Here is a 23,778-nt window from a genome sequence, read left to right on the forward strand (position 1 = left end):
GATCAGGCCAAGTTCTGAAGAAGATGCGCCTCGGCCAGACAAACCTTGGCGAACTCCTCCAGGTGCAGGCCCTCGTCGATGCCGTGCGCCCGGGTGTCCGGATCCTCCACGCCGGTGACCAGAACGGCCGCGTTCGGGAAGGCCTGCTGGAACTCCGCGATGAACGGAATCGAGCCGCCCATCCCGGTGTCGACGGGCTCGACACCCCAGGCCGCGGCGAAGGCGGAACGGGCCGCGTCGTACGCCGTACCGCGGGCGTTGATCGAGCACGGCTGGCCGATATCCCCGTCTGTCACGGTGACTTGAGCACCCCACGGCGCGTTCTGCTCGAGGTGGTTGCGCAGGGCTTCCATCGCCTTGACCGCGTCGTCGCCGGGTGCCACCCGCAGGCTCACCTTGGCCCGGGCGACCGGCACCAACGTGTTGCTCGCGTCGGCGACCCGCGGTGCGTCAATGGCCAGTACTGCGATCGCCGGGCGCGTCCACAGCCGGTCGACCAGCGTGCCCGTACCGATCAGCCGGACCGAGTCCAGCACACTCGACTCGGACCGGAACCGGTCCTCCGGATAATCCAGGTCGGCCGCGCGTGTCGCGTGCAGCCCGTCGACAGCGACGTCACCGTTCTCGGTGTGCAGGGTGGCGAGCAACCGGCACAGCGCCGACAGCGCATCCGGTACCGCGCCGCCGAAAAGGCCGGAGTGGACGGCGTGCTTCAGCGTCCGGACCTCGACGTAGCAGTCGACCAGACCGCGCAGGGAGACCGTCAACGCGGGCTGGCCGATCGCCCAGTTGCCCGAGTCGGCGATCACGATCGCGTCGGAGGTCAGCTCATCGGCGTACTCGTCGAGCAGTTGCAGCAGGGTCGGCGAACCGATCTCCTCCTCGCCCTCGACGAACACCGTCACGCCCACCGGCAGATCGTTGCCGAAGGCCCGTACGGCGGCGAGGTGGGCCGCGATACCGGCCTTGTCGTCGGCAGCGCCACGGGCGTACAGCCGGCCGTCCCGCTCGGTCGGCACGAACGGCTCCGAGGTCCACTCCTCGACGGCGCCGGTCGGCTGGACGTCGTGGTGCGCGTAGAGCAGCACGGTCGGCTTGCCCTCCGGCGCGGGCTTCTTCGCGATCACCGCGGGCGCGCCACCCCCCGCGCTGACGATCCGCACCTCGAAGCCTTCGGCCTCGAACAGCGCGGCGGTCGCCTCGGCGGACCGCTGGACGTCGGCCGCACGGGCCGGGTCCGCGCTGACCGAGGGAATCCGGATGAGGTCCTCGAGGTCGGCACGGACGGAGGGCAGAACGCGGTCGATCGCCGCGGCTAGGTCGGTCATGCGCCTACCGTACTGCGGGGAAGATACTTACCCTCTAGGGTGGAGATCTCGAAAGTTACCGCCTAACCGAAGAGGACCCCCATGGCTCGCCCACTGGCCATTCTGACCACCCTGTTCACCACTACAGCCGCCCTGACAGCGGTGAGCGCGCCGACGATCGCCACAGCCGCGATCACCTGCGATACCGCGACCACCGGCGGCGCTACCTTCTACGACGGTCCGTCGGCTTCCAAGAAGTACGACGCCCGCTTCAGCAACAGCGCGACCATCCCCAACCTCAGCACGCACACCCCGCAAGGCGCCGGCACTTGGTACAACTGGGACGGCTCCGGCAAGAACCTGCTGCTGGTGTCCTCGTACCGCACGGGCGCCAACTCGCAGATCTACGGCATCGACCCGGCTACCGGCTCCACTGTCGGTGTGGTGGCCGTCGCCGAGTCACACGTCGGCGGGATCACCACCAGCAAGGGCTGGGCTTTCGTCGCCGGTGCAGGCAGCTCCATCCGCAAGTACCGGCTCACGGAGCTCCGCGACGCCATGAAGGCCGCCGGTACGCCGTACCTGGCTCAGGTCGGTACTGCGCGCGACGTCGCCGGTTCATCGTTCCTGACCAGCTACGGCGACTCCATCTTCTCCGGCAGCTTCAACGAGACCGGTCGCGGCGCCATGTACGAGTACAAGATCGCTGACGACGGCACCCTCACCACACTGCCTGGTGCTTGGGAGGTACCGACGAAGGCGCAAGGCCTGATGGTCACCGCGAACCACTTCGTCTACAGCACGTCGTACGGGCGCAGCAACCGCAGCAACCTGTACGTCGTCCGCCGGGGTCAAAAGGATCTGGATGCGGCCCAGCTGAGCTGCTTCCGGGCGCCGAGTATGACCGAGGGCGTCACGGAGTACAACGGCACGGCGTACCTGGTCTACGAGTCGGGCTCACACCTCTACGCCCCGGACTCGGCGACGCTCAACGTCATCCCCCGCCTACACAAGGCCTCGGTGTCGTCGCTGACCTCGCTGGTGCCCTAGTAGCGTGTCGCGTCAAAAGCTTGGGTGATTGCGGCGTCCAGGTGCGTGCATCGCGGTGGCGGAGGAGCGGCATCGATGCTTTTCCATCGTTGCCGTTTCTCCGCTGCCGCGAGGTGCGTGCCTGGGCGCCGCAAGCGCCAAGATTTTGGCGCGACACGCTACTAGCCCCAAAGCCAGTAACTTAAGCGGTTTCGGGGAGCTGCCTGGCCGTGTCGACTCGCACGGGATCAGTTGGTAGGGTCTCGGCGCCCCCGGGGCCTGCTGGCTGGAACAGGGACTCGGCCTGGTCGGCCTCGACCTGTCCCGGCGAATGAAACAGGTCTTCGATCTGGCCAACCTGCTCAATCCGGCAAGGTGCTGCTCGACGACGCCGACTGAAATCGTCCCGGAGCACGGCGTGAAGGATTTTTGCCGCTCCGTGGCAAAAATCCTTCACGCGGGTCATCTGTCACTCCCCGACCTGCTCGACCATGCGTGTGCCGTGCCGTGGCGAAGGCGTGGACGGCTGCGCACGCACGACCTCGCGCCGATGCCCCGACACGCCGGGGGAAGCGTTTGCTGACCGCAGAGAGGTCTGCACCGACGTCCGGACCCTCCCGGCCCTTGCGCCCCAGGAGTCTCGCCATCGCCAACCCGCCCCACGTTGCACCTCGCCGGGCACGGCCGACGGACACTCCTTGACGAAGTCACGCTCCACCTCCGGAGCACGGGCAACCCCACTCAGCCCTGGCACCGAAAACCCAAGCCCACGGAAGACCCAGGCACACGGAGGACGACTGGCCGCCGACCGCCTGACGGATCGTTGACAGCCCGGCGCTCGCCCTAACCGGCTTTGGCCTTAGCCCTTGTAGCTCACTGAGCTCAGGACGTCGTTCACTTCGATGAGGGTGCTGGTTCGGACCTGGGTCCACAGCACCCCTACACCTTCCAGTAGCTGATAACGCTCGCCTACGAACTTGTCGGCGCCGCAGGCGTAGTAGTAGATCGCGTTCTCCGGACGGAAGCCTGGACTCTTGTCGCTCAGCGTGCAGCCCGAGGTCGGCTTGCCTGCCTTCGGAACCGTGCCGCCGGACTGCAGTTCCACGTAGACGCCGGGCACATTGTCGTTGGTCCGCCAGCCCTCGGTGTCCGTGGTGACCAGCAAGGCTGGCTTGGCCGAGTTGGTCGACTTCTGGTTCCACTCCCGGGAGACCTTTACCGTCAGCTTGTCCTCGGTGACGGTCATCGGGCGGCTCATGACGAGCTGGTAGCCGCCATAGCCGCCACCGGCTGCCAGCAGCAGGGCAAAGACGATCGTGAGCACCCAGGCCAGGCCCGAGCGGCCCTTGGCCGGTGTCGCGGCCGGTGCCAGTGCTGCGACAGTCGCCGGCTCCGTCGCAGGAGCGACCGTCGGTGCGTTGGCGGCTGAGAGTGCAGTCGCCTGGTCAACGCCGCCCGGTCCGGCCGGGACCGGCAACTCATCGGCCGGCACGAGGCCGGCGGGGATCTCGCCGGTCTCGTGCGCCTCGCGCAGGGCGTTGAGGAAGCTGTCGAGATCTGGCCAGCGCTTGTCGCGATTCGGCTCGAGGGCCCGGCGTACGACGGCGTCGATCGCGGGTGGGACGTCTTCGCGCAAGGTGCTCATCGACGGCGGCGGGGACTCGATCCGCATCACGGCGCCGAGACTCATCAGCCCATGGGGCGCCTGGCCGGTGAAGGCCGCGTAGGCGACCGCGCCGAGCGAGTACAGGTCGGCGCGATGGTCGAGCCGGTCGCCCATCACCTGCTCGGGCGCGACGTAGGCCGGAGTACCGCCGGGCATCGTCAACTGGGACACGGTTTCGAGCGACTTGCCCAGCCCGAGGTCGCCGAGCATCGCGCGATCGCCGGACTCGTCGGTCCGGAACAAGACGTTGGCCGGTTTCACGTCGCGGTGCAGTACTCCGCGCGCGTGCAGTTGCTTGAGTCCGCTGCCGACCTGGGTGATGACGTCGACGACCTCCGCGATCTCCAGCGGCCCGGCCTTGATCCGGTCCGCGAGCGATCCGCCGTCGGCATAGGTCAGGACGAGATAGGGCCGGCCGTCCTCGGTCTCGCCGACGTCGTGCACGCCGACCACGTGCGGCGAGTCGACCCGGCGCAGGAACCGGCCCTCGGCCAGGAAGCGGCGACGGACGTCGTCCTCGTCGATCCAGTTGTCGGACAGGATCTTGACGGCGACGTCGGCGTCGAGTTCTTCGTCCCGGGCCAGCCAGACGGTCGCGAAACCCCCGGCACCCACCCGGCGGACCAGGGAGTACCGGCCGATCCGCGGTGGCTGGTCCATCCCCGCATTATGCTCGATCGTTCCTGCGACCGGGTCGCCCACTCGTGATCGGATCGTGTCGAACTAAACGAAGTCGTCCCGCGTCTCACCGCGAACGGGGACGAATCGGCCCCGCGGTAGGCAGGAGATGACAGCTGTGCGGACCAACGGACGGGTGATCGTAGTGGTCGCCGCTGTCGCCGTCGCGGCGGTGGCCACCGGCGGCATGCTCGCCGCCCGCAACGGCCCGAAGTTCCTCGGGTCCGCGGCAGTTCCGCTGACGGCTCCGACCAGTCCCAGCCCGCAGGTCTCGAAGCAGTCCGCTAAGCAGACACCGCCGACCAGTATTCCGTCTGCTCGCTCAACGAGCCCGCTGCCGACGCCCTCTCTGACGCTCTCGACTCCCACCCCGCCACCGGCCGGTTCGGTCAAGCTGAGCGTGGAGCTGGCGAAGCTCGGTCAGGGCAGGGATCCACAGGTGACCTTCGTAGTCGGCCGCGAGGTCCGCGGCGGTGCTGGTTGGTTGCGGAAGATCCCCGGCACGGACACCATCCACCAGGTGGCCCGGCTGGGCGACGACGTACTGGCCGTTGTCTCCGCCGCCGACTGGCGACTCATCAAGATCGGCAGCGACGGCAAGGCCAGGTACACACCTGACGTCAGCTCTCTGGTCGGTGCCGAGGGCGGGGCCGTGGCCTACGCCGCAGTACCGGCCGACAACGCCGGCGGTGTCGTCTACGCCGAGACAGAAGCGGCGGTGCAGAAGCTCGCCGTACCGGCCTCTGCTCGCGGGCTGGAGGTCCTCCGGGTGGGGACCGACGGCAAGGTCTACTTCCACTGGAAGGACGCCGAGGCCGCGCCGTGGAAGCTGTTCGAGTGGACGCCGGGCTCCTCGGCGGCGCGGCGGATCACGACCGTCGGTTCAGCGCGCGAGGTGTCGGCCGACGGCGCGGTGGCCATCTCCACCTCCGTCTCCACGCCCGGCGAAACCACGCGGATCTGCTCGACGGTGATGGTGGTGGCCACCGGCAAGCAGTCGTGGCGGACCTGCGACAGCGTGCTGAGCGGCTTCACCCCGGGCCACTCCGTCGCGATCGGGGTCGGGGACCGCGCCGGGGATGGTTCTGCCGGACGGATCACGGCCCAGGACACCACTACCGGCGCGGTGATCCGCGAGTGGACGGGACGGTTCGAGACCGTTGTTCCCGAAGACGACCAGCATCTCCTGATCGTCGCCGTGAATGCGGCGTACCAGAGCTCGATCATCCGCTGCGCGATCACGACAGGTTCCTGCGAGACCGCCGTCCGGCCGAAATCCGCGTGGATGGGCATCAGCGGCGAGTGAACCGCTCGGTCGTCTTGCTGGCCGCCCGCTGAGGCGCTGGATCACTTGTCATCGGATCGTGACGAACAAAACAGTCCCGGCCAGCGTCCCACGCGCAAGGGGACATCAGCATGAAAGGCTCAGGGGGTGACGACAAGGTGGTCCAGAAGAACGCGCGACTTGCGGCGGTGGTCGCGGCGGTAGCGGTAGCCGCGGTGGCAGGCGGCGGCGCTTTCGCCCACCAGCAGAGGCCTCAGGCCGGAGGTACCGCGGCGGCTCCCCTGCAGGTCCAGTCGAGCCGGCCCACTCCGTCCCTCACACCGTCCGCTGTGCCCTCGACCCCGGCCCCTCCCTCGTCCTCGACACCGGCCGCCACCCCGAAACCGCCCGGTACGCCGCCGACGACCCCGGCCCCGAGCAACCCTGTCGAGATCCCGGTGGACCTGGCCGCCCTCGCCAAGGGCCGGAACCCCGCCGTGACCTATCGGTCCGACCGCGAAGTCCGTGGCGGCGGGCCGACGATCAAGATCCCCGGCAGCCAGCGGATCGAGAGGTTCGCCCGGCTCGGTGACGATGTGCTCGCGGTGGTCGGGACCGACGGCAGCACGACCGACCTTCTCGTCATCGGCGCGGGACACCCGACCAGGCGGGTCCCGAACGCCGACACACTCGTCACCAACAAGCAGGGCACCGCAGCGGCGTACACGACGGTCCGGCTCAACGCCGAGGGCATGGTGACCAGAGGCGGCGCCCTCCATCACCTGTCGGCGACCGGTGCGACCAAGACCCTCGACTTCCCCGACGACACCTTCGCGCTGAAGGTGGTCGCGTTGGTAGACGGCAAGGTCTACTACCGGTCGATCGACGAGCAGGCGGGCGACGTCGACCGGCTCTACGAGTGGACCCCCGGGACCACGACGCCGAAGCTGGTCAAGACCGTCACCGAGAGCCGGATCCTGTCCGAGGACGGACGGTATTCCACCTCTTGGCGCAACGCCTCGGCAGGCGTCTGCAACGCCGTGCACGTAGTTGCCACCGGCAAGAAACTGTGGGAGACCTGCAAAGGCGACCTGACGGACTTCACGCCGGACAGCCGGGTCACGATCAGCCGCGGGTACGCAGGCAAAACCCCGATGGTTCGCATCGCCGCCCAGGACACCAAGACGGGCAAGCTGATCCATGCCTGGACGGGCTTCTTCGCCAACGCGGTCGCCGAAGACGACCAGCACGTCCTGATCAGCACCGAGGGAGCCACCGGCGGCTCGCTCGTTCGGTGCGTGATCGCCACGGGTGACTGCGAATTCGCCGTACCCCTCAGCAACGCCGAACTGCGGCTCGACCCAGGGATGACACCATGAAACGGACGAACGGTCGGCTGATCGTGCTGGTCGCATCAGTGGCGGTGGCCGCCGTCGCACTCGGCGGCGTACTCGCATACCAGAAGGACCCCCAGGCGGGCAGTGCCGACGCGGCTCCGCTGCCGACGCAGAGCAGCACGCCTACACCGGGACAGTCGAAGACACCGACCGGTACTCCGGTGACGCCATCCGCGACTCCGTCGACCACCCCGAGTAAGACGCCGACCTCCGCGCCGCCGACCTCCACCGGCCCGACCACGGTCAAACTGACCGTCAGCAGCCTCCCGAAGGGGCGTGCACCCCAGGTGCCCTACCTGGTCGACCGGGAGATTCGTGGCGGCGCGGGTTCGCCGGCGAAGGTGCCTGGCAGCACCATGATCTACGCGGTCGGCCGCCTCGACCCGTACGCGCTCGCGATCGTCGGCAAGGGCGACGACGGGACGGAGCTGATCCGCTTCGACGGCTACAGCAGCGATGTCCGGCGCACTCCCGGCGTCTCGTCGCTGGTGACGACGGATGACCAGTCCGGGGCGGCGTACGCGGCGGCGCGGACCAGCTCCCGCGGCGCTGCCACGAAGGGCGGCATCGTCTACGCGGAGAGCGGTGGTTCGGTGCAGAGCCTGAAGGTGCCGGACGGCTGGAACACCGAGGTGCTCGCCTTCGTGAACGGCACGGTCTTCTACCGGTCGGGAGCGACGGAGAACGGGGCCTGGAACCTGTACTCCTGGCGGCCGGGCGCGGCGAAGGCACAGACCGAGAAGGTGGCCTCTCCGACGGCGGTGTCGCAGGACGGGCGGATCGCGGCCTCGGCGAGCCTGATCAACGACAGTGGCAGCTGCAGCACGGTCAGCGAGATCGCCACCGGCAAACAGCTCTGGCGGACCTGCGACAACTGGATCAACGGCTTCACGCCCGACGGCGCCACCGCGATCGGCGGTCCGGCGTACGGCGACGGCTACTGCGACCTGGAACAGGCGGCGCTCGATGCCAAGGGTGGGCGGTTGATCCGCGAGTGGCAGGGGTGCTTCCACCAGATCAGGGCCGAGGACGACCAGCATCTGCTGATCGTCGCCGTCGCCTCGGGTGGCGGCGGGGACCCGGGCACCAAGAGCGCGATCATCCGGTGCAACATCAGCACGGGACGCTGTGAGCTGGCCACCGCGATCACTACAGATATCGCGCTCAACCTGGGCAGCTGATGTCTGCCGGGAGCTAACCAGCGGGCGCACGGAGGCGAGCGGCGGCAGACTGCTCGGTATGGAGCGAGTGGTGGTGCTGGCGGACATTCATGGCGTACTGCCTGCGTTGGAGGCTGTGCTGGCTGAGCCGGACGTAGCGGCCGCTGACGTGGTCGTACTGGCCGGGGACATCGCCAGCGGGCCGCAGCCTGTGGAGACGCTGGATCTCCTGGTGGGGTTGGGCGAGCGAGCCGTGTGGGTGCGGGGCAACGCGGACCGTGAGCTGGTTGCGATGGCTCGCGGGACGTACGACGGCCAGCCGCCGGATGCGGTGAGCCCTTGGGCTGCAGAGCAACTCCGGACGGACCAGGTCGAGCTGCTGGATGCCCTGCCGACCACAGTGACGATCGGCGACACGTTGTTCTGTCATGCGACGCCTCGCGATGACGAGGAGGTGGTGCTGGTCGACAGCCCGATCTCCCGCTGGGCCGACGTCCTCAGCGGCGTACCGGAGGAGATCCGAACGATCGTATGCTGGCACACGCACATGCCCTTCGCCCGGCAGGTCGACCGGCGGCTGGTGGTCAACGCAGGCAGTGTCGGCATGCCGTACGGCGCCCCTGGTGCCAGCTGGGCTCTCTTGACCTCGTCCGGCGTCCAGCTCCGTCGTACTGCGCTGGACGCCTCTGCTGCAGACCAGCTTGCCAAGCACTCGACGTACCCCGGTATCGAGTCCTGGCTGGACGAGTACCTGCGCTCCAACTACTCCGACACCGAGGCGCTGGAGGCGTTCAGGCCGCGCTCGGAGGTCTGAGGAGCTACCGTCGGGGCATGTTTGCGCGGCGACGGAAGCATTTCGGGACTTCGGCCGACAAGGCGACGTATGCGACGCTGCACACCGCCTCGCTGGCGACGCCGAGTCTGCGCGAAGGGCTGACCCCTGCGGCGGCCGGCAAGGCGAGCAAGCACCTGCGCGACCTGCTCGGTACTGCGGCCATCGCCATCTGCGACTCGTCCGGAGTACTGGCCTGGGACGGGGTCGGTGGCCCCTACGAGAGCAACCACCGCAGGGACGCCAAGGCCATCGCGGCGCCCACCCTGCGCAGCGGGCGGACCGCAGTACTCGGTGCAAATGATGTTGCCTGTGGTGATCCCCAGTGCCCGATCCGTACTGCGGTGGTCGCGCCGATCGTCACTGAGGACCGGGTAGTAGCCGTCCTGGTCGCCTACAGCCCACGCTCGTCGGCAGCACTCGTCCGGGCGACGGAGGAGGTGGCCAGGTGGGTCTCCGGCCAAGTGGAACTCGCAGAGCTCAACAAGGAGCGCACCCGGGCCATGGAGGCCGAGTTGCGGGCACTCAGGGCCCAGATCAGCCCGCACTTCATCTATAACGCCCTCGCAGCGATCGCCTCCTTCGTCCGGACCGACCCCGAGCGGGCCCGGGATCTGCTGCTCGAGTTCGCGGACTTCTCCCGCTATGCGCTGCGCCGCGGCGGTGAGTTCACCACGCTGTCCGATGAGCTGCGCAACGTGGAGCGGTATCTCGTCCTGGAACAGGCCCGGTTCGGCGAGCGGCTCAAGGTCTCGCTGCTGATCGCCCCGGAGGTACTGTCCGTCGCGATCCCGTTCCTGGTCGTCCAGCCTCTGGTGGAGAACGCGGTCCGGCACGGTCTGGACGGTACGTCGGGTATCGGCCGTATCACCATCCGTGCTCAGGACCGCGGGCTGGAGGCCGAGATCAGCGTCGAGGACGACGGCGCCGGCAGCGACCCCGAGGTGATCCGGGCCGCGCTCGCGGGCGAGTCGAGCGGCGACTCGGTCGGCCTCGGCAACGTCGACGCCCGCCTGCGCCAGGTCTACGGCGACGTCTACGGCCTGGTCGTCGAGACCGCACCGGACGCAGGCACAAAGGTCAGCTTCCGGGTGCCCAAATACTCCTCAGGGGTGCATGCGTCGGCTTAGTGCCCCTCAGACGGTCTGGCACGAGTGCCGGCGGTGTCCAGGTGCGTGCATCGCAAGGCGGAGAAGAGGCCTCGATGCGGGGTTCATCGTGGTCTCTTCTCCGCCGCCGCGAGGTGCGTGCCTGGGCGCCGCCGGTGCCGTGCCAGACCGTCTGAGGGGCACTAGTGTGTGGCCATGGCTGACTCTCCCTTGCGTGCACTCGTCGCGGATGACGAGGAGCCGGCGCTGGCCGAGCTGGTCTATCTGCTGTCCAAGGACCCGCGGATCGGCCCGATCAAGACCGCGTCGAACGGCGCCGATGCGCTGAGGATCCTGCAAGGGGCCGACCTGGACGTGGTGTTCTGCGACATCAAGATGCCCGGACTGGACGGCATCGACCTGGCCCGGGTGCTGTCCAATTTCAAGAAACCGCCGCAGGTCGTCTTCGTCACGGCGTACGACGAGCACGCGGTCGACGCCTTCGAGTTGCGCGCCACCGACTACGTGATGAAGCCGGTCCGCGCCGAGCGGCTCGCGGAGGCCGTCCGCCGGGTGGTCAACGCCGGTGCGCCGGTCACCGCCACCCCGCAGGACGACTCCGACGACGAGACCATCCCGGTCGAGCTGGCCGGCGTCACCCGCTTCGTGCAGCGCTCCACCGTCCGGTACGTCGAAGCGCAGGGCGACTACGCCCGGCTGCACACCGGGCAGAACTCGCATCTGGTCCGGATCCCGCTCAGCACCCTGGAAGAGCGCTGGCGCGACGCGGGCTTCACCCGGATCCACCGCAGCACCCTGGTCGCGCTCGCCCACGTCGACGAGATGCGCGTCGACGGCGGCCGCTGCGCCGTCCGGGTCGGCGACGACTGGCTCCCGGTCAGCCGCCGCCACACCCGCGAACTCCGCGACCTGCTGGTCCGCTCGACCTCACTGCGCGGATGAGTACGCCGGAGCCGCCGCGACGGGTTCGGGTCACCAGCCCGAGGACCAGTGCGGCGCGCCGGCTGGCAGCCAACACCGGTACCCGGGAAATCGACGAGCAGACTCGGGTCGGCGAGGTCTACATGAACTCGCTGATCCAGGCGCAGCTCCGGCTCGCACTCGCGGTGATCGGCGGTGCGGCGGTGGCACTGGGTGGCCTGCCGTTGCTCTTCCTGCTCGTGCCGGCGACCCGCACGTTCTCGATCCTCGGCCTGCCACTGCCCTGGCTGCTGCTCGGCATCGTCGTCTACCCCGTGCTTTATGTTGCCGCCCGCATCTATGTCCGCAAGGCCGAGCGGATCGAGACGGAGTTCACCGAGTTCGTAGGGCGCAAGTAGATGTCTCCGGCAATGAGTTTGACTGCGATCGGACTGGTGGTCGCGGCAACCATCGGGATCGGTCTGTTCGGGCTGCGGATCTCCCGCACGACCAGCGACTTCTACGTCGCCAGCCGGGCCGTCACCCCACGTTGGAACGCGTCCGCGATCAGCGGCGAATACTTGTCGGCGGCATCCTTCCTCGGCGTCGCCGGTCTGGTGCTGGTGAACGGCGCCGACATGCTCTGGTTCTCGGTCGGCTACACCGTCGGCTACCTGATGCTGCTCGTGCTGATCGCCGCACCCCTGCGTCGATCCGGCGCCTACACGCTGCCCGACTTCGCCGAGACCCGCTTCGAATCGGCTCCCGTACGGAAGATCTGCTCCTGCCTCGTCTTCGGTATCGGCACCCTCTACCTGCTCCCCCAGTTGCGTGGCGCCGGCCTGGCCCTGCAAACGGTGACCGGCGCGCCAACGGAGGTCGGCGCGGCAGTGGTCGCGATCATCGTGGTGATCAATGTGGCGGCCGGCGGGATGCGTTCGATCACCTTCGTGCAGGCCTTCCAGTACTGGCTCAAACTCACCGCGCTGGCCACGCCGATCTTCGTCATTCTGATCGCCTGGCGCTCGGGCGACCATCCGGTCGGAGTACTGGAGTCCCTGCAGGGAGCGGGTGCCGAGTGGGCCGAACCGCTGTCCCGGGCCGGCGGACGCGACCACCCGGTCTACGCGACGTACTCGTTGCTCTTGGCCCTTTGTTTCGGAACGATGGGCCTGCCGCACGTACTCGTCCGCTTCTACACCAACCCGGACGGACGGGCAGCCCGCCGTACGACGGTTGTCGTGCTGGCCCTGCTCGGAGTGTTCTACCTCTTCCCACCCGTGTACGCCGTCCTGGGCCGAAGCTTCGCGCCCGACCTGATCGGAGCCGGCGCCGACACCGTCGTCCTCGAGCTGCCTGGACGGATCTTCCCTGGCACAGCAGGGGATCTGCTCGGTGCACTCGTCGCCGCGGGAGCCTTCGCCGCGTTCTTGTCGACGTCGTCCGGGCTGACCGTCGCGATCGCCGGCGTGATCGACCAGGACCTCTTGCGCAACCGGCTGCATCGGTTGACCGGTGGTGACTACCTGGCCGTCAACAGCTTCCGCATCGCCGCCCTGCTCGCGGTCGCGGTTCCCTATCTGGCCTTCAATCTCACCGGCGCACTGAGCCTTGCCGACACCGTAGGCCTTGCGTTCGCCGTGGCGGCGTCAACGTTCTGCCCCCTGCTGGTGCTGGGGATCTGGTGGCGCAAGATGTCCACCGTCGGTGCCGCGGCAGGGCTGATCGTGGGTGGCGTCGCCGCGATCACCGCAGTACTGGTCAACGTGATCGGCCCACCGCAGGGCGGCTGGCCGAAAGCCCTGATCGGCCAGCCGGCCGCCTGGACGATGCCGCTCGCCTTCATCACCGTGATCGTCGTCTCCAAGCTCACGCCGCACAAGATCCCTCGCGGCACCGCGCGCAGCATGGTCCGCCTGCACACCCCGGAAGCCGTCGACGTCGACCGCGGCCTCTCCCCACTCACCTGATCATTCGCCCCCTTTTCACCCTCTTCGCGTGCTGACCGGCGCCGGCCGGTCGGCGGCGAGGGTGAAAAGGGGGCGAATGATCAGGTGGGTGGGTGACCGTTCGTCGTGCCGTTCCGACCGCTCACCGCAGCGGGTTTCACCGCCGGTCGAAAGCTGAGCACCGCTGAGCGCTCGTTGTGGTTCGGGACTGTCAGGTGCCAATGAGCTGGACCACAGTACGAACCAGCAACCCTGCACGCCGGTTATCCGCCCGGCCTGATTCCGTCTGGAGGTCCCGCGATGAGCGATACGCGCCGCGCGGCCGGCGATCCGGAGATGACGACGTACCGAGATGTCCAGCTGTCACCGGACTTCTCCGAGTTGCGTCGCCGATTCCGGCGCTTCGTGTTCCCGATGACCGGCCTGTTCCTGGCCTGGTACTTCCTCTACGTCCTGCTCGCCGACTACGCCCCCGGGTTCATGTCGACCAAGATCGGCGGCAACATCAACATCGCGCTGCTGCTCGGGCTCGGCCAGTTCGTCTCCACCTTCGCGATCACGCTGCTCTACGTCCGCTGGGCCGACCAGAAGTTCGACCCGGACGCCAAGCACCTGCGTGACCAGATCGAGGGAGAGACCCAGTGAGCACGCCACTGCTGTTGCCTCAGGCAACCACTGTCGGGGACCCCAAGGTCAACATCGCGATCTTCGCGCTGTTCGTGGTGGCCACCCTGGCGATCGTCATCAGGGCCTCCCGCAACAACAAGAGCGCGGCCGACTTCTACGCCGGCGGCCGCTCGTTCACCGGCCCGCAGAACGGCATCGCGATTGCCGGTGACTACCTGTCCGCCGCCTCGTTCCTCGGCATCGCCGGCGCCATCGCCCTGAACGGGTACGACGGCTTCCTGTACTCGATCGGCTTCCTGGTGGCCTGGCTGGTGGCCTTGCTGCTGGTGGCCGAACTGCTGCGGAACACGGGCCGGTTCACGATGGCCGACGTGCTGTCGTTCCGGCTCAAGCAGCGTCCGGTCCGGATGGCCGCGGCCATCTCGACCCTGGGCGTCTGCTTCTTCTACCTGCTGGCCCAGATGGCCGGCGCGGGCGGCCTGGTCGCACTGCTGCTGGGCATCGACAACCGGGCCGGGCAGAGCGTGGTGATCGCCGTCGTCGGCCTCATCATGATCACCTACGTGCTGGTCGGCGGCATGAAGGGCACCACCTGGGTGCAGATCGTCAAGGCTGTTCTGCTGGTCATCGGCGCCGGCATCATGACGCTGTGGGTGCTGGCGAAGTACACCTTCAACCTCTCGGCTCTGCTGGGCGCGGCTGTCGACAAGAGCCCGGCGGCCGGCGAGAAACTGCTCAATCCGGGACTTCAGTACGGCGCAACGGGGATCAGCAAACTCGACTTCATCTCGCTCGGCCTGGCCCTGGTGCTGGGAACCGCGGGACTGCCGCACGTGTTGATGCGCTTCTACACGGTCCCGAACTCCAGGGAAGCCCGCCGCAGCGTCAGCTGGGCCATCTGGATCATCGGCATCTTCTACCTGTTCACCCTGGTGCTCGGCTACGGCGCCGCGGCGCTGGTCGGTCCGGACGCCATCAGGGCGGCTCCCGGTAAGGCGAACTCGGCAGCTCCACTGCTGGCCTACGAGCTCGGCGGGGAGATCCTGCTGGGCGTGATCTCGGCGGTCGCCTTCGCCACCATCCTGGCGGTCGTGGCCGGTCTGACCATCACGGCGAGCGCGTCGTTCGCGCACGACATCTACGGTCAGGTGATCAAGAAGGGTCAGGTCTCCGGCGACGGCGAGGTCCGGGTCGCCCGGATCACCGTGCTGGTGATCGGCGTGGTCGCGATCGTCGGCGGCATCTTCGCCAACGGCCAGAACATCGCCTTCCTGGTGGCCCTCGCCTTCGCGGTGGCGGCCAGCGCGAACCTGCCGACCATCCTGTACTCGCTGTTCTGGCGGCGCTTCAACACCCGCGGCGCACTCTGGAGCATCTACGGTGGCCTCGGGTCGGCGATCATCCTGATCGCGTTCTCGCCGGTCGTCTCGGGCAAGGTCGACAAGAAGACCGGTGCCAGCCTGTCGATGATCACCGACACCGGGATCGACTTCAGCTGGTTCCCGCTGGACAACCCCGGCATCGTCTCGATCCCGCTGGCCTTCGTGCTCGGCATCATCGGCACGCTGACCAGCAAGGAAGGCACCAACGTCGACAAGTTCGCCGAGATGGAGGTCCGCTCCCTCACCGGCGCCGGCGCCGAGAAGGCGGTGCACCACTAGGGGCACCACTAGACCTGTCAGGCAGGCCCTGCTGATTCCTCGCGAACCTGCCTGACAGTTTCAATACCTTCCCCGCCCCACCACCCCGGTCTTCAACCCCGAGACGGGGGACCTGGCATCCAGCCTGGTCCCCCGTTTCTTCTATGTCACTTGAGCGTGGGCCACAGCTCCAGGAAAGCGATCCGGGAAGCCTCACCGCGTTGTTCCTCGGCAGCGTGCAGGCGACCGAAGGTGAAGGCGTTGCCGCCGTCGAGATAGACCTGCACGGCGAGCTCGCGGAGCAGGTCCCGAGCCACCACGCTGTCCTGGTGGTCGCCGAGCACCTCCTGGACCTCCTTGGCCCGCGAGACCAGACCGGTCGCCTCGTCCGCGAGCACGGGAACCGCCGACTCAGCGGCGTACCGGAGTCGTTTGGAGGCCTTGCGGACCTCGTGCAGCTCGTGGTCCTGGGTGGTGGCGTCCTCGGCGCCTTCCATCCGCTTGACGGCCTTGCTCATCCGTTTCCAGTCGTGGTCCAGCAGCTCGGGTAGCTGTTTGGCCGCCTTGCGCGTCTCGCCGGTCAGCGGCGGGTTCGTGATCAGCTCGTCGAGCGCGTCCAGCAGCCGGAAGTACCGCTCACTCTCCAGCGCTGCCAGCGCCTGCACCCGGCCCGCCTTGTAGACCGTGCGCAGATGGGTATCGATGAAGCCGGCGACCTTGCCCATCACCAGTTCGACTGGCTGCGCGTCGACCGCAGTACTGAAGTGCTCGCGCAGTACCTCCGCGTCGCGCGCGCCACCCAGCTCCCCCGCAAGCCACTTCAGCTCGGCGCGGAGCTGGTCGCCCGCTTCACGATCGACGACTGGCCGGTACGTCGCCAGCGCCGAGCGCAGCCGACGGGTCGCCACCCGCATCTTGTGCACGGAGTCGGGCAGATCGCGGCGAACCTCGGGATCGCGCCGATGGATCGCTTGCACCTGCTCAGCGGCATAGGCACGAAACAGGTCGGCCGTGGTCGGCTTATTCGGCAGCTCCCACGTGTCACGAGCCGGCACCCGGTCGCCGAGCGCCCGCGCGAGCTTGCTCGGCCCGGAGGCCGGCTTGGCGCCTGCGGCCCGCAGTACGGGCTCGGCGGCTTCGAGCAGGTCCGTGTCGCCGTTGACGAGCTCGACCTCCCACTCCCGCCAGGTCTCCGACTCGCCGTCGACGGTCGAGGTCACCTCGTCGTCGCTGATCTCGGCGAGCACCTCGCCGTCGGCGTCCAGCAGCCGGTGCACGATCCGGCGCGTGGCCAGGCTGACCACCGGCACGAGTTCGTTGTCGCGGGCATGCACTCGGACGGCCCGCACCACCTGGAGCGGCACCTTGCGCACGGCCCGGCCAAGCGGGTGCTGGATCTCCAGCCGCTCACCCGACGACACCGGCAGCTTCACGTGCCAGCCGTCGTCCTCGCCGCCGGTACGGCGTCGCAGGGTCACCTTGGCCGCGGCCAGGTCGAGGCCGGCCGTGTCGAAGTACACGGCTTCGAGGTTCAACTCGACCGGTTGGGCCACGCTCGCGACACCCGGCAACTCGTGCAACGCGGGCAGTATCGCGTGCTCGTCGACGTCGTACTTGGTCTCGATCTCGAGTTGTTCAGTCGGCGCCATGCCCCTTGTTTACCAGTCACGGCCAACCCGGCCTAACCAGTCCAGCGTCAAGATTCACGGTCGGCGGCGGCCCGTAGTTCAGCACGCACCCGCTCCAGATCACGATCCTGTACGCCGGTCCGCCCGGCTCGCGTCTCGCGCGGGTAGGGCTGGCGACGGCGGTTCCACTCGAGCCCTACGACCAGCAGCACCAGGACAAGCAAGATCACTCCCATCACCCGGCTCCTTCCGGAATCAGCGCGACCGCCTTGAAGAACGTGTAGTGAAAGGTGCCGCCCGGTTCGGCGGCGCGTTCGAGATCGCGGATGCCTTGGCGCCACTCCTCCGGCGTCCGCAGACCGGCCGCGAGCGCGCGTTCCCGGACGGATTCGACCATCGCGATGAAGGTCTTCCGGGTGAATCCGTCGACCAGGTGCGGCAGGGTCTCGTCGGCGTACACGGTGCACGGTCGCGTTCGTACGCCGTGGTAGCCGGCGGCCTGGAGCAGCGGCTGCACTCGTCGCCCGATCAACGCGTCGCCTCCGGCCTCTGCCTGGAGGTCGGTCAGGCAGTCGATCAGTGACTGCGCGGCCGTACTGCGCGGGTGGTGGAACGCCGAACCGTGATCGCCCTCGATCACCGTGATGTCGCCACCGGGCCGCACGAGCCGGCGCAGCTGCCGCAGTACTCCCTCCGGATCGGCGAGGTGTTCGAGCACGAAGCAGACGAAGAGGTGGTCGAACGAGCCGTCCTCGAACGGCAGCTCGCGCAGGTCACCGTGATGCCACTCGACCTCGGCGTACGGCGCCGCGGCCGCGACGCGGGCCTTCGCCTGTGCCAGGGAGTCCTCGGACAGGTCAACGGAGACGAGCCGGATGCCTGGGCTGGCGGTGACGAGCTGGACGGTCTGAGCGCCGACTCCGCAGCCGACTTCGAGTACTCGCGCGCCGGCCGGGTACGTCGTACCGGCGTGCAGCAGGCCGGCCAATGTCTGCGCCTGGTCGGCGAGCCTGCGGGTCTCGTCGGTGGTGTAGCCGTGCACGTAGTCGGTTCCCATAGCTCTAAGTTCGCGCCACAATGGTCCGATGAACAGGTCCAATCAGGTCGAGATTGGTAGGTCCAAACTCGCGGGTGCCGACTTTCTTCAGCTGCGCCCCGGTGAGGCGCCGCCCGGCGGCCTGTCCGAGTGGCTGGCCAGCCGCTTCCGCGCCGCGATCGCGGATGGGCGGCTGGCTATCGGCAGCAGGCTGCCTGCGACCCGCCAGCTCGCGGCCGAGCTCCAGGTCTCGCGGGGTGTGGTGACCGAGGCGTACCAGCGCCTCACCGAGGACGGCCACGTCAGCGGTCGCGGCCGGGCGGGCACCGTCGTGGTGGCGGCACCGATCGGCACCACCTCTGCGGCGTCTGGGCACGCAGCCGCTGGGCGACCTGCGCTGGACGACCCCGGGTTGGAGATCTTCGACGCGATGCGGGCCGTCGAGGCGCGGATCGACCTGACTCCCGGGATACCCGATCTCGCCGCGTTTCCGCGGGCGGCCTGGCTGAAGGCGGAGCGGGCCGTGCTGACCGACCTGTCGGCATCGGCCTTCGGCTACGGAGACCCAGCCGGTACGCCGGCCCTGCGGCTCGCCGTCGCGAACTGGCTCGCCCGCAACCGCGGAATCAAGGCCGATCCGGCCGACCTGATCATCGTCGCGGGAGTCTCGCAGGCGATCGGGCTGATCGCGCAAGTGCTGGGCAAGGAGGGCATCACCGAGCTGGCGGTCGAGGATCCGGGGTCGCTCGGATCACGGCAACACCTGCAGTTGTGGGGAATGCGGACACCCCCGATCCCAGTCGACGCCGATGGACTGCAGGTCGACGTACTGCGGGCCAGTGGCGCCCCGGCCGTGATGGTGACGCCTGCGCATCAGTTCCCGACGGGCGTAGTACTGGATGGCGAGCGGCGGCGGGAGTTGATGCAGTGGGCAACCGATGGCGGGTTGATCCTCGAGGATGACTACGACGCCGAGCACCGGTACGACCGGCCGCCGGTACCCGCGCTGCGGGCGATGCTCGCGGAACACGTGATCTACATGGGCAGCGTCTCGAAGCTGCTCGCTCCGGCCTTGCGGATCGGGTGGATGCTGCCGCCGCCGAAGTACCGGGAAGCACTGGTCGGCGCGAAACGGCTGGCAGACCTCGGAAACGCCGCCTTGCCACAACTGGTCATCGCCCATCTGATGGAGTCGGGCGAGCTGGAACGCCAGCTCCGGTACGTCCGGCGTCGCCACCGAGTCCGTCGCGACGCGATGATCGATGCCATCGGCAACCACTTGCCGATGGCAACCGTCCACGGCGCGGCCGCCGGCCTGCACCTCACCATCACCTTCGACGACACGGACTTGAGTGATCTCGCCCTGGCCTCCGCGACGCTGGAGCGAGGCGTGAAAACTCAACCCCTGTCCTGGCACTGCCAGCAACCCCGACCCGCAGGCCTCGTGCTCGGCTACGCCGCCCGCACCCCGACAGAGATCACCGAGGGGATCGCGACGATTGGCGAAGTGCTGGCAGCCCGACCCTGACCGTTGGCGCCCACCAGTTGGCCCGCCCCGCCAGCTTCATGAACGCAGGCAGCAGGACAACGGCTGTCCCGACCGACAGGACATAGTGCTCATTTCGGGGCCGTCCGCCGCTCCTGTGAGCGTGGCGCCCGGCCGAAGGAGCGACTATGTCCTGTCGGTCGGGACAGCCGAGCCCTCAGACCGGCGGGGACGGCGAGGCCGGGGCAGAACTAGTGGGGTTCCTGTCAAAGGGTCAGGGATCACGTGACTGGCCAGGCCGAAGACAGCCTGCACCATCGCGGCCGTGACGACCTCCGTTGGATTGCCCTGGGCAACGATCTTGCCTGCCTTGAGGGCGATCAGGTGGTCGGCATAGCGGGCGGCGAGGTTGAGGTCGTGGAGGACGAGTACGACGGTCTTACCGCGGTCGCGGTTGAGGTCGTGGACCAGGTCGAGGATCTCCAACTGGTGGGCGAGGTCGAGGAAGGTGGTCGGCTCGTCCAGGAGCATGGTCTCGGCGTCCTGCGCCAAGGCCAGTGCGATCCAGACACGCTGGCGCTGACCACCGGACAGTTGGTCGAGGGAGCGGTCCGCGAGATCTGAGATGCCGGTGGCTTCCAGCGCGGCCGTGACGACGTACTCGTCCTCGGCCGACCATTGCCGGAACCAGCGCTGATGTGGATGGCGACCGCGGCCGACCAGGTCGGAGACGGTGATCCCGTCCGGCGCCACGGGCTGTTGCGGCAGCATGCCGAGCTTCGTCGCCAGAGTGCTCCCGGACAGGCGCGCGATATCCGCGTCGTCGAGGTAGACGGCGCCCGACTGTGGTCCTAGCAGCCGGGCCAGACCGCGAAGCAGGGTTGACTTTCCGCAGGCATTCGCGCCGACGATCACGGTGATCCGGCCGGACGGGATCTCAACCGACAAGTCCGACACAACCGGGATCGCGTCGTACCCGAGACGCAGGTTCTCGGTACGCAGTACGGGCACTTAGCCTCCTCGCCCGACGCGGTTCGCGCGGGCCATCAGAATCAGCAGGTACGGCGCACCGAGGAACGCGGTGACGACTCCCACGGGCAGGGCGGTGGGCGCGAAGATCTCCCGGGCGAGCAGGTCGGAGGCGACCACCAGCAAGGCGCCGATCGCTCCGGCGGCGAGCAGCCCGGCGACGCGTTCGGCCACCAGGCGGCGGGCGAGTTGGGGAGCGACGAGGGCGACAAAGCCGATCGGCCCGGCCGCGGCAGTCGCGAGGCCGGCCAGCCCGACTCCCACCGCGATCAATAGCCCTCGGGATAGCTCGACCCGGCCGGCGAGTGTGCGGGCCAGGTCGTCGCCCAGCTCCAGCAATCTCAGTTGCCGGGATCCGGCAACGGCTGCCGGGACGAGCACCAGCAAGGTGATTCCGATCAGAATCGCGTGCGGCCAGGATCGTCCGGCGAGACTGCCAGCGAGCCACATGGAGGCGCTCTTTGCGGTGTAGATGTCGGCGAGCGTCAGCAGGTACGCCGTGATCGAGCCGACGATCGCGGTGATGCCGATCCCGACCAGGACCAGGCGATACCCGGCAATGCCTTTCTTGTAGGCGAGCAAGTAGATGCACGTTGCCGTTAGCAACGACCCGATCAGCGCACCGGCCGGGATCCAGCCGGCCGCCGTACCGAAGACCGTGATCATCAGTACTGCGGCCAGCGCGGCGCCGGCGTTGATGCCGATCAGGTCCGGGCTGACCAGCGGGTTGCGGGCCAGGCGCTGGAAGATGGCGCCCGAGATCGCGAACGCGGCGCCGACTCCCATCCCGACGAGTACTCGCGGCAGCCGGTTGTTCACCACCACATCGGTCATGATCAGCGATCCGTTGCCGGCCAGGGTGTTGAGCACCTTCGCCAGCGGGATCTCGTAGTCGCCGAGGGTGAGCGAGATCGCGGCGATCACGAGCGTGACGACCCAGGCGATCACCGAGACCACGATGCTGGCGACGTCCACGCGGGTGGAGAAGGGGCCGATCCGGATCGGCTTCACAGCTCGGCCAGCTTGCGGCGGCGGACGAGTGCGATGAACAGTGGAGCACCGATCAGGGCCGTGATGATGCCGACCTGCAACTCGTCGGGGCGAGCGACCAGGCGGCCGACCACATCGGCGAGTAGCAGGACGATCGGTGCGAGGACGAGGGACCAGGGCAGGATCCAGCGGTAGTCGGCACCGACCAGGGCCCTTGCCACGTGGGGCACTGCCAAGCCGACGAAGGCGATCGGGCCGGCCATCGCCGTCGCAGTACCGGCGAGCAGCATGACCGACAGCGCGGCCAGGACGCGGACCAGGCCGATCCTGGTACCCAGTGTCGCGGCTAGGTCTTCGCCGAGCGCCAGCTGGTTCAACGATCGGCCAAGGGTCAGCGCCAAGATGATGCCGACGGCAATGAAGGGCAGCGCTTGGGTGACGATGCTTCCTGTTGCCAGGGTCAACGATCCGACCACCCAGAAGCGGAACTCGTTCAGGGTGGACAGATCCAGCAAAGTGATTGCCGACGTCACCGATCCGAGCAGGGCGGACAATGCGGCCCCGGCCAGGGCGAGCTTCACCGGCGTGGCGCCGCCTCGTCCGACCGAGCCGACGAGATAGACGACGACGGTAGCGATCAGCGCGCCACCCATCGCGAACCAGACATAGCCGGTCAGCGACTGGACGCCGAGCAGTCCGATCGCGACCACCACCGCCAGCGCGGCGCCTGCGTTGACGCCGAGGATGCCGGGATCAGCCAGCGGATTCCTGGTGATCCCTTGCATCACAGCACCTGCCAGGCCCAGTGCCGCGCCGGCCAGCAGGCCAACCGCAGTACGGGGGAAGCGCAGATAGCGGATCACCCGGTCCGTGTCGGAACCGGTGAAATCAGCCGCCGCGACGTACACGTCGTGCGGTCCGAACCACTGATTGCCGGCCACCAGCGAAAGCAGCACGACGGCCAGCAACACCCCACCGGCCACCAGCAAACCAGCGGCCCGGCCACCCCATGACCGCGTCACCTGACCAGGTCGGGGTGGATCAGTTTCGCGATCAGCTCGGTGGAGTTGGCTCCGCGGACACCTGCCGAGTGGTGGGCGAAGAGCCAGGGCACGACGTGCTTGTTCTTGACGGCCTTGAGATTGGCGTACGCCGGGTTGGCCAGGATCTTCTGGACGTCCGGCTGGACCTGCGTTTCGGTCAGGGTGGCGTCGCAGCAACCGCTGATCAGGATGTAGTCGGGGTCGCGTTTGATGAACTCCTCGACGCTGATCTTCACGTTCCGCTTCGAGGTCAGGTCGGCGAAGGCGTTCACCCCGCCGGCTTGGCGGATCAGCACGGTGCCGAAGTCCGGGCCGCCCGACACCGTCAGGCCGCCGCCCTCCAGCCCGGGGCGCAGGATCGCGACCGTCGGCTTCGGCGCACTGGCCACCTTGGCCTCGACGGCCGCGATCCGCTTCTGCTGGTCGGCGATCACCGTCTCAGCCCGGTCGGCGACGTTGAAGAGCTTGCCGAGGTCGCGCAGATCGGCGTACACGTTGTTCATCGAGACGGTCGACGGGTCGATCGCCTCGTCACCCTTGCCGTCCGCGGTCGGGCAGAGCGGGCTGAAGATCCAGGTCTGCACGCCGAGGTCCGACAGGCTCTTGCGGCTGCCGAAGCTCGAGTCGCTGCCCGCGCTGCTGAACACGTCGTTGAAGCCGGAGAGCACGAAGTCGGGGTCCTGGCTGAGCAGTTCCTCGCGGCTCGGCAGGTTCTTGTAGTACTTGCGGTCCTTCTGCGCCGCCGCGTACCGCGGCAGCACCTCCGCGTCCAGGTACGCCGTACCGACCAGGCGGTCCGAGATGCCGAGCGCGTGCGCCATCTCGATGGCCGGCTGGTACGCCGCGAACACCCGCTTCGGTGGACCGTCGACGGCGACGTCGATCCCGCAGTTCTTCACGGTGGTCGCGGTGGCACTCGGGCCGGCTTTGGCTACACCCCCACAGCCGGTGAGCAGGGACAGTACGACAACAGCAGCAGCCAGCGTTTTCACGCGCGCCTCCAGCACC

At 68.3% G+C, this 23,778-nt stretch carries 22 protein-coding genes; 12 read left to right on the plus strand and 10 right to left on the minus strand.

What is annotated here, in order from left to right; translation table 11 throughout:
- Nucleotides 1–2: 2 nt before the first annotated feature.
- Nucleotides 3–1,328, minus strand: a complete 1,326-nt coding sequence (locus tag A3ES_RS0122130) for a dipeptidase (protein WP_020389032.1) — start codon at nucleotides 1,326–1,328, stop codon at nucleotides 3–5.
- Between the two features lie 81 nt (nucleotides 1,329–1,409).
- Here A3ES_RS0122130 and A3ES_RS0122135 point away from each other — a divergent pair, with 81 nt between their 5' ends.
- Nucleotides 1,410–2,357 carry a hypothetical protein gene (locus A3ES_RS0122135; RefSeq protein WP_020389033.1) on the plus strand — a complete coding sequence of 316 codons (948 nt, stop codon included), beginning with the start codon at nucleotides 1,410–1,412 and terminating at the stop codon, nucleotides 2,355–2,357.
- 181 nt (nucleotides 2,358–2,538) lie between these two features.
- Here the strand turns inward: A3ES_RS0122135 and A3ES_RS54175 are convergent, their stop codons facing one another.
- Both A3ES_RS54175 and A3ES_RS0122140 read right to left on the minus strand, forming a co-directional pair.
- A complete protein-coding gene (locus tag A3ES_RS54175) occupies nucleotides 2,539–2,802 on the minus strand; it encodes a hypothetical protein (protein ID WP_157630668.1) in 264 nt (87 codons plus the stop codon).
- A 393-nt stretch (nucleotides 2,803–3,195) separates the two neighbouring features.
- Nucleotides 3,196–4,662: a serine/threonine-protein kinase gene (locus tag A3ES_RS0122140; protein WP_020389034.1), complete on the minus strand. Its 1,467-nt coding sequence runs from the start codon at nucleotides 4,660–4,662 to the stop codon at nucleotides 3,196–3,198.
- A gap of 127 nt (nucleotides 4,663–4,789) precedes the next feature.
- Between A3ES_RS0122140 and A3ES_RS0122145 the strand changes: the two genes are divergently transcribed.
- The 10 genes from A3ES_RS0122145 to A3ES_RS0122190 all read left to right on the plus strand — a co-directional run bounded on the left by A3ES_RS0122145 (nucleotide 4,790) and on the right by A3ES_RS0122190 (nucleotide 15,579).
- Entirely contained in the window at nucleotides 4,790–5,986 is a 1,197-nt protein-coding gene (locus A3ES_RS0122145) for a hypothetical protein (protein WP_157630669.1), read from the plus strand.
- A 110-nt stretch (nucleotides 5,987–6,096) separates the two neighbouring features.
- Nucleotides 6,097–7,323: a hypothetical protein gene (locus tag A3ES_RS0122150; protein WP_026163103.1), complete on the plus strand. Its 1,227-nt coding sequence runs from the start codon at nucleotides 6,097–6,099 to the stop codon at nucleotides 7,321–7,323.
- Nucleotides 7,320–8,522, plus strand: a complete 1,203-nt coding sequence (locus tag A3ES_RS0122155; protein ID WP_020389036.1) for a hypothetical protein — start codon at nucleotides 7,320–7,322, stop codon at nucleotides 8,520–8,522. Before A3ES_RS0122150 ends, A3ES_RS0122155 begins: the two co-directional genes overlap by 4 nt.
- Nucleotides 8,523–8,580: 58 nt before the next feature.
- Nucleotides 8,581–9,315, plus strand: a complete 735-nt coding sequence (locus A3ES_RS0122160) for a metallophosphoesterase family protein (RefSeq protein ID WP_020389037.1) — start codon at nucleotides 8,581–8,583, stop codon at nucleotides 9,313–9,315.
- Nucleotides 9,316–9,332: 17 nt separating this feature from the next.
- Nucleotides 9,333–10,463 carry a histidine kinase gene (locus A3ES_RS0122165; protein ID WP_020389038.1) on the plus strand — a complete coding sequence of 377 codons (1,131 nt, stop codon included), beginning with the start codon at nucleotides 9,333–9,335 and terminating at the stop codon, nucleotides 10,461–10,463.
- Nucleotides 10,464–10,637: 174 nt separating this feature from the next.
- Nucleotides 10,638–11,384, plus strand: a complete 747-nt coding sequence (locus tag A3ES_RS0122170) for a LytR/AlgR family response regulator transcription factor (protein ID WP_020389039.1) — start codon at nucleotides 10,638–10,640, stop codon at nucleotides 11,382–11,384.
- Complete coding sequence (locus tag A3ES_RS0122175; RefSeq protein WP_020389040.1) at nucleotides 11,381–11,761, plus strand: hypothetical protein; 381 nt, start codon at nucleotides 11,381–11,383, stop codon at nucleotides 11,759–11,761. The genes A3ES_RS0122170 and A3ES_RS0122175 overlap by 4 nt, the downstream gene beginning before the upstream one ends.
- A gap of 12 nt (nucleotides 11,762–11,773) precedes the next feature.
- The gene (locus tag A3ES_RS0122180; protein WP_020389041.1) at nucleotides 11,774–13,312 is read left to right on the plus strand and encodes a sodium/solute symporter; all 1,539 of its coding nucleotides are present in this window, start codon (nucleotides 11,774–11,776) and stop codon (nucleotides 13,310–13,312) included.
- 279 nt (nucleotides 13,313–13,591) lie between these two features.
- Nucleotides 13,592–13,936: a DUF485 domain-containing protein gene (locus tag A3ES_RS0122185; protein ID WP_020389042.1), complete on the plus strand. Its 345-nt coding sequence runs from the start codon at nucleotides 13,592–13,594 to the stop codon at nucleotides 13,934–13,936.
- Nucleotides 13,933–15,579, plus strand: coding sequence for a solute symporter family protein (locus A3ES_RS0122190; RefSeq protein WP_020389043.1), 1,647 nt, complete (start codon nucleotides 13,933–13,935; stop codon nucleotides 15,577–15,579). The genes A3ES_RS0122185 and A3ES_RS0122190 overlap by 4 nt, the downstream gene beginning before the upstream one ends.
- Before the next feature lie 146 nt (nucleotides 15,580–15,725).
- Here A3ES_RS0122190 and A3ES_RS0122195 read toward each other — a convergent pair whose 3' ends face one another.
- From A3ES_RS0122195 to A3ES_RS0122205, 3 genes are read right to left on the minus strand one after another with little or no spacing between them, the layout of a single operon-like run.
- On the minus strand, nucleotides 15,726–17,207 hold the full coding sequence (locus tag A3ES_RS0122195) for a CYTH and CHAD domain-containing protein (RefSeq protein ID WP_020389044.1): 1,482 nt from the start codon (nucleotides 17,205–17,207) through the stop codon (nucleotides 15,726–15,728).
- Nucleotides 17,208–17,254: 47 nt separating this feature from the next.
- Nucleotides 17,255–17,422: a hypothetical protein gene (locus A3ES_RS55075; RefSeq protein WP_020389045.1), complete on the minus strand. Its 168-nt coding sequence runs from the start codon at nucleotides 17,420–17,422 to the stop codon at nucleotides 17,255–17,257.
- A complete protein-coding gene (locus tag A3ES_RS0122205) occupies nucleotides 17,422–18,243 on the minus strand; it encodes a methyltransferase domain-containing protein (protein WP_020389046.1) in 822 nt (273 codons plus the stop codon). Before A3ES_RS0122205 ends, A3ES_RS55075 begins: the two co-directional genes overlap by 1 nt.
- A gap of 28 nt (nucleotides 18,244–18,271) precedes the next feature.
- Between A3ES_RS0122205 and pdxR the strand changes: the two genes are divergently transcribed.
- A complete protein-coding gene (pdxR, locus tag A3ES_RS0122210; RefSeq protein WP_020389047.1) occupies nucleotides 18,272–19,750 on the plus strand; it encodes a MocR-like pyridoxine biosynthesis transcription factor PdxR in 1,479 nt (492 codons plus the stop codon).
- A 144-nt stretch (nucleotides 19,751–19,894) separates the two neighbouring features.
- Here the strand turns inward: pdxR and A3ES_RS0122215 are convergent, their stop codons facing one another.
- From A3ES_RS0122215 to A3ES_RS0122230, 4 genes are read right to left on the minus strand one after another with little or no spacing between them, the layout of a single operon-like run.
- Nucleotides 19,895–20,719 (minus strand): ABC transporter ATP-binding protein, encoded by an 825-nt coding sequence (locus tag A3ES_RS0122215; RefSeq protein ID WP_020389048.1) that lies wholly within the window; start codon nucleotides 20,717–20,719, stop codon nucleotides 19,895–19,897.
- Entirely contained in the window at nucleotides 20,720–21,748 is a 1,029-nt protein-coding gene (locus tag A3ES_RS0122220) for a FecCD family ABC transporter permease (protein ID WP_020389049.1), read from the minus strand. It lies immediately after the preceding gene.
- Nucleotides 21,745–22,749 (minus strand): FecCD family ABC transporter permease, encoded by a 1,005-nt coding sequence (locus A3ES_RS0122225; protein ID WP_237745022.1) that lies wholly within the window; start codon nucleotides 22,747–22,749, stop codon nucleotides 21,745–21,747. Before A3ES_RS0122225 ends, A3ES_RS0122220 begins: the two co-directional genes overlap by 4 nt.
- The gene (locus A3ES_RS0122230; protein WP_202806556.1) at nucleotides 22,746–23,762 is read right to left on the minus strand and encodes an ABC transporter substrate-binding protein; all 1,017 of its coding nucleotides are present in this window, start codon (nucleotides 23,760–23,762) and stop codon (nucleotides 22,746–22,748) included. The genes A3ES_RS0122225 and A3ES_RS0122230 overlap by 4 nt, the downstream gene beginning before the upstream one ends.
- Between the last annotated feature and the right edge of the window lie 16 nt (nucleotides 23,763–23,778).

Origin of the sequence: Kribbella catacumbae DSM 19601 (assembly GCF_000372465.1) — a bacterium.
Classification (GTDB): domain Bacteria; phylum Actinomycetota; class Actinomycetes; order Propionibacteriales; family Kribbellaceae; genus Kribbella; species Kribbella catacumbae.

What these genes read in the sequence shown, in the direction of transcription:
- A3ES_RS0122150 (WP_026163103.1), top strand. Translation starts at nt 6,097, where the DNA reads ATGAAAGGCTCAGGGGGTGACGACAAGGTGGTCCAGAAGAACGCGCGA.
- A3ES_RS0122140 (WP_020389034.1), bottom strand. Translation starts at nt 4,662, where the DNA reads ATGGACCAGCCACCGCGGATCGGCCGGTACTCCCTGGTCCGCCGGGTG.
- A3ES_RS55075 (WP_020389045.1), bottom strand. Translation starts at nt 17,422, where the DNA reads ATGGGAGTGATCTTGCTTGTCCTGGTGCTGCTGGTCGTAGGGCTCGAG.
- A3ES_RS0122205 (WP_020389046.1), bottom strand. Translation starts at nt 18,243, where the DNA reads ATGGGAACCGACTACGTGCACGGCTACACCACCGACGAGACCCGCAGG.
- A3ES_RS0122170 (WP_020389039.1), top strand. Translation starts at nt 10,638, where the DNA reads ATGGCTGACTCTCCCTTGCGTGCACTCGTCGCGGATGACGAGGAGCCG.
- A3ES_RS0122180 (WP_020389041.1), top strand. Translation starts at nt 11,774, where the DNA reads ATGAGTTTGACTGCGATCGGACTGGTGGTCGCGGCAACCATCGGGATC.
- A3ES_RS0122160 (WP_020389037.1), top strand. Translation starts at nt 8,581, where the DNA reads ATGGAGCGAGTGGTGGTGCTGGCGGACATTCATGGCGTACTGCCTGCG.
- A3ES_RS54175 (WP_157630668.1), bottom strand. Translation starts at nt 2,802, where the DNA reads ATGACCCGCGTGAAGGATTTTTGCCACGGAGCGGCAAAAATCCTTCAC.
- A3ES_RS0122145 (WP_157630669.1), top strand. Translation starts at nt 4,790, where the DNA reads ATGACAGCTGTGCGGACCAACGGACGGGTGATCGTAGTGGTCGCCGCT.
- A3ES_RS0122165 (WP_020389038.1), top strand. Translation starts at nt 9,333, where the DNA reads ATGTTTGCGCGGCGACGGAAGCATTTCGGGACTTCGGCCGACAAGGCG.
- A3ES_RS0122175 (WP_020389040.1), top strand. Translation starts at nt 11,381, where the DNA reads ATGAGTACGCCGGAGCCGCCGCGACGGGTTCGGGTCACCAGCCCGAGG.
- A3ES_RS0122185 (WP_020389042.1), top strand. Translation starts at nt 13,592, where the DNA reads ATGAGCGATACGCGCCGCGCGGCCGGCGATCCGGAGATGACGACGTAC.
- A3ES_RS0122130 (WP_020389032.1), bottom strand. Translation starts at nt 1,328, where the DNA reads ATGACCGACCTAGCCGCGGCGATCGACCGCGTTCTGCCCTCCGTCCGT.
- pdxR (WP_020389047.1), top strand. Translation starts at nt 18,272, where the DNA reads ATGAACAGGTCCAATCAGGTCGAGATTGGTAGGTCCAAACTCGCGGGT.
- A3ES_RS0122195 (WP_020389044.1), bottom strand. Translation starts at nt 17,207, where the DNA reads ATGGCGCCGACTGAACAACTCGAGATCGAGACCAAGTACGACGTCGAC.
- A3ES_RS0122155 (WP_020389036.1), top strand. Translation starts at nt 7,320, where the DNA reads ATGAAACGGACGAACGGTCGGCTGATCGTGCTGGTCGCATCAGTGGCG.
- A3ES_RS0122135 (WP_020389033.1), top strand. Translation starts at nt 1,410, where the DNA reads ATGGCTCGCCCACTGGCCATTCTGACCACCCTGTTCACCACTACAGCC.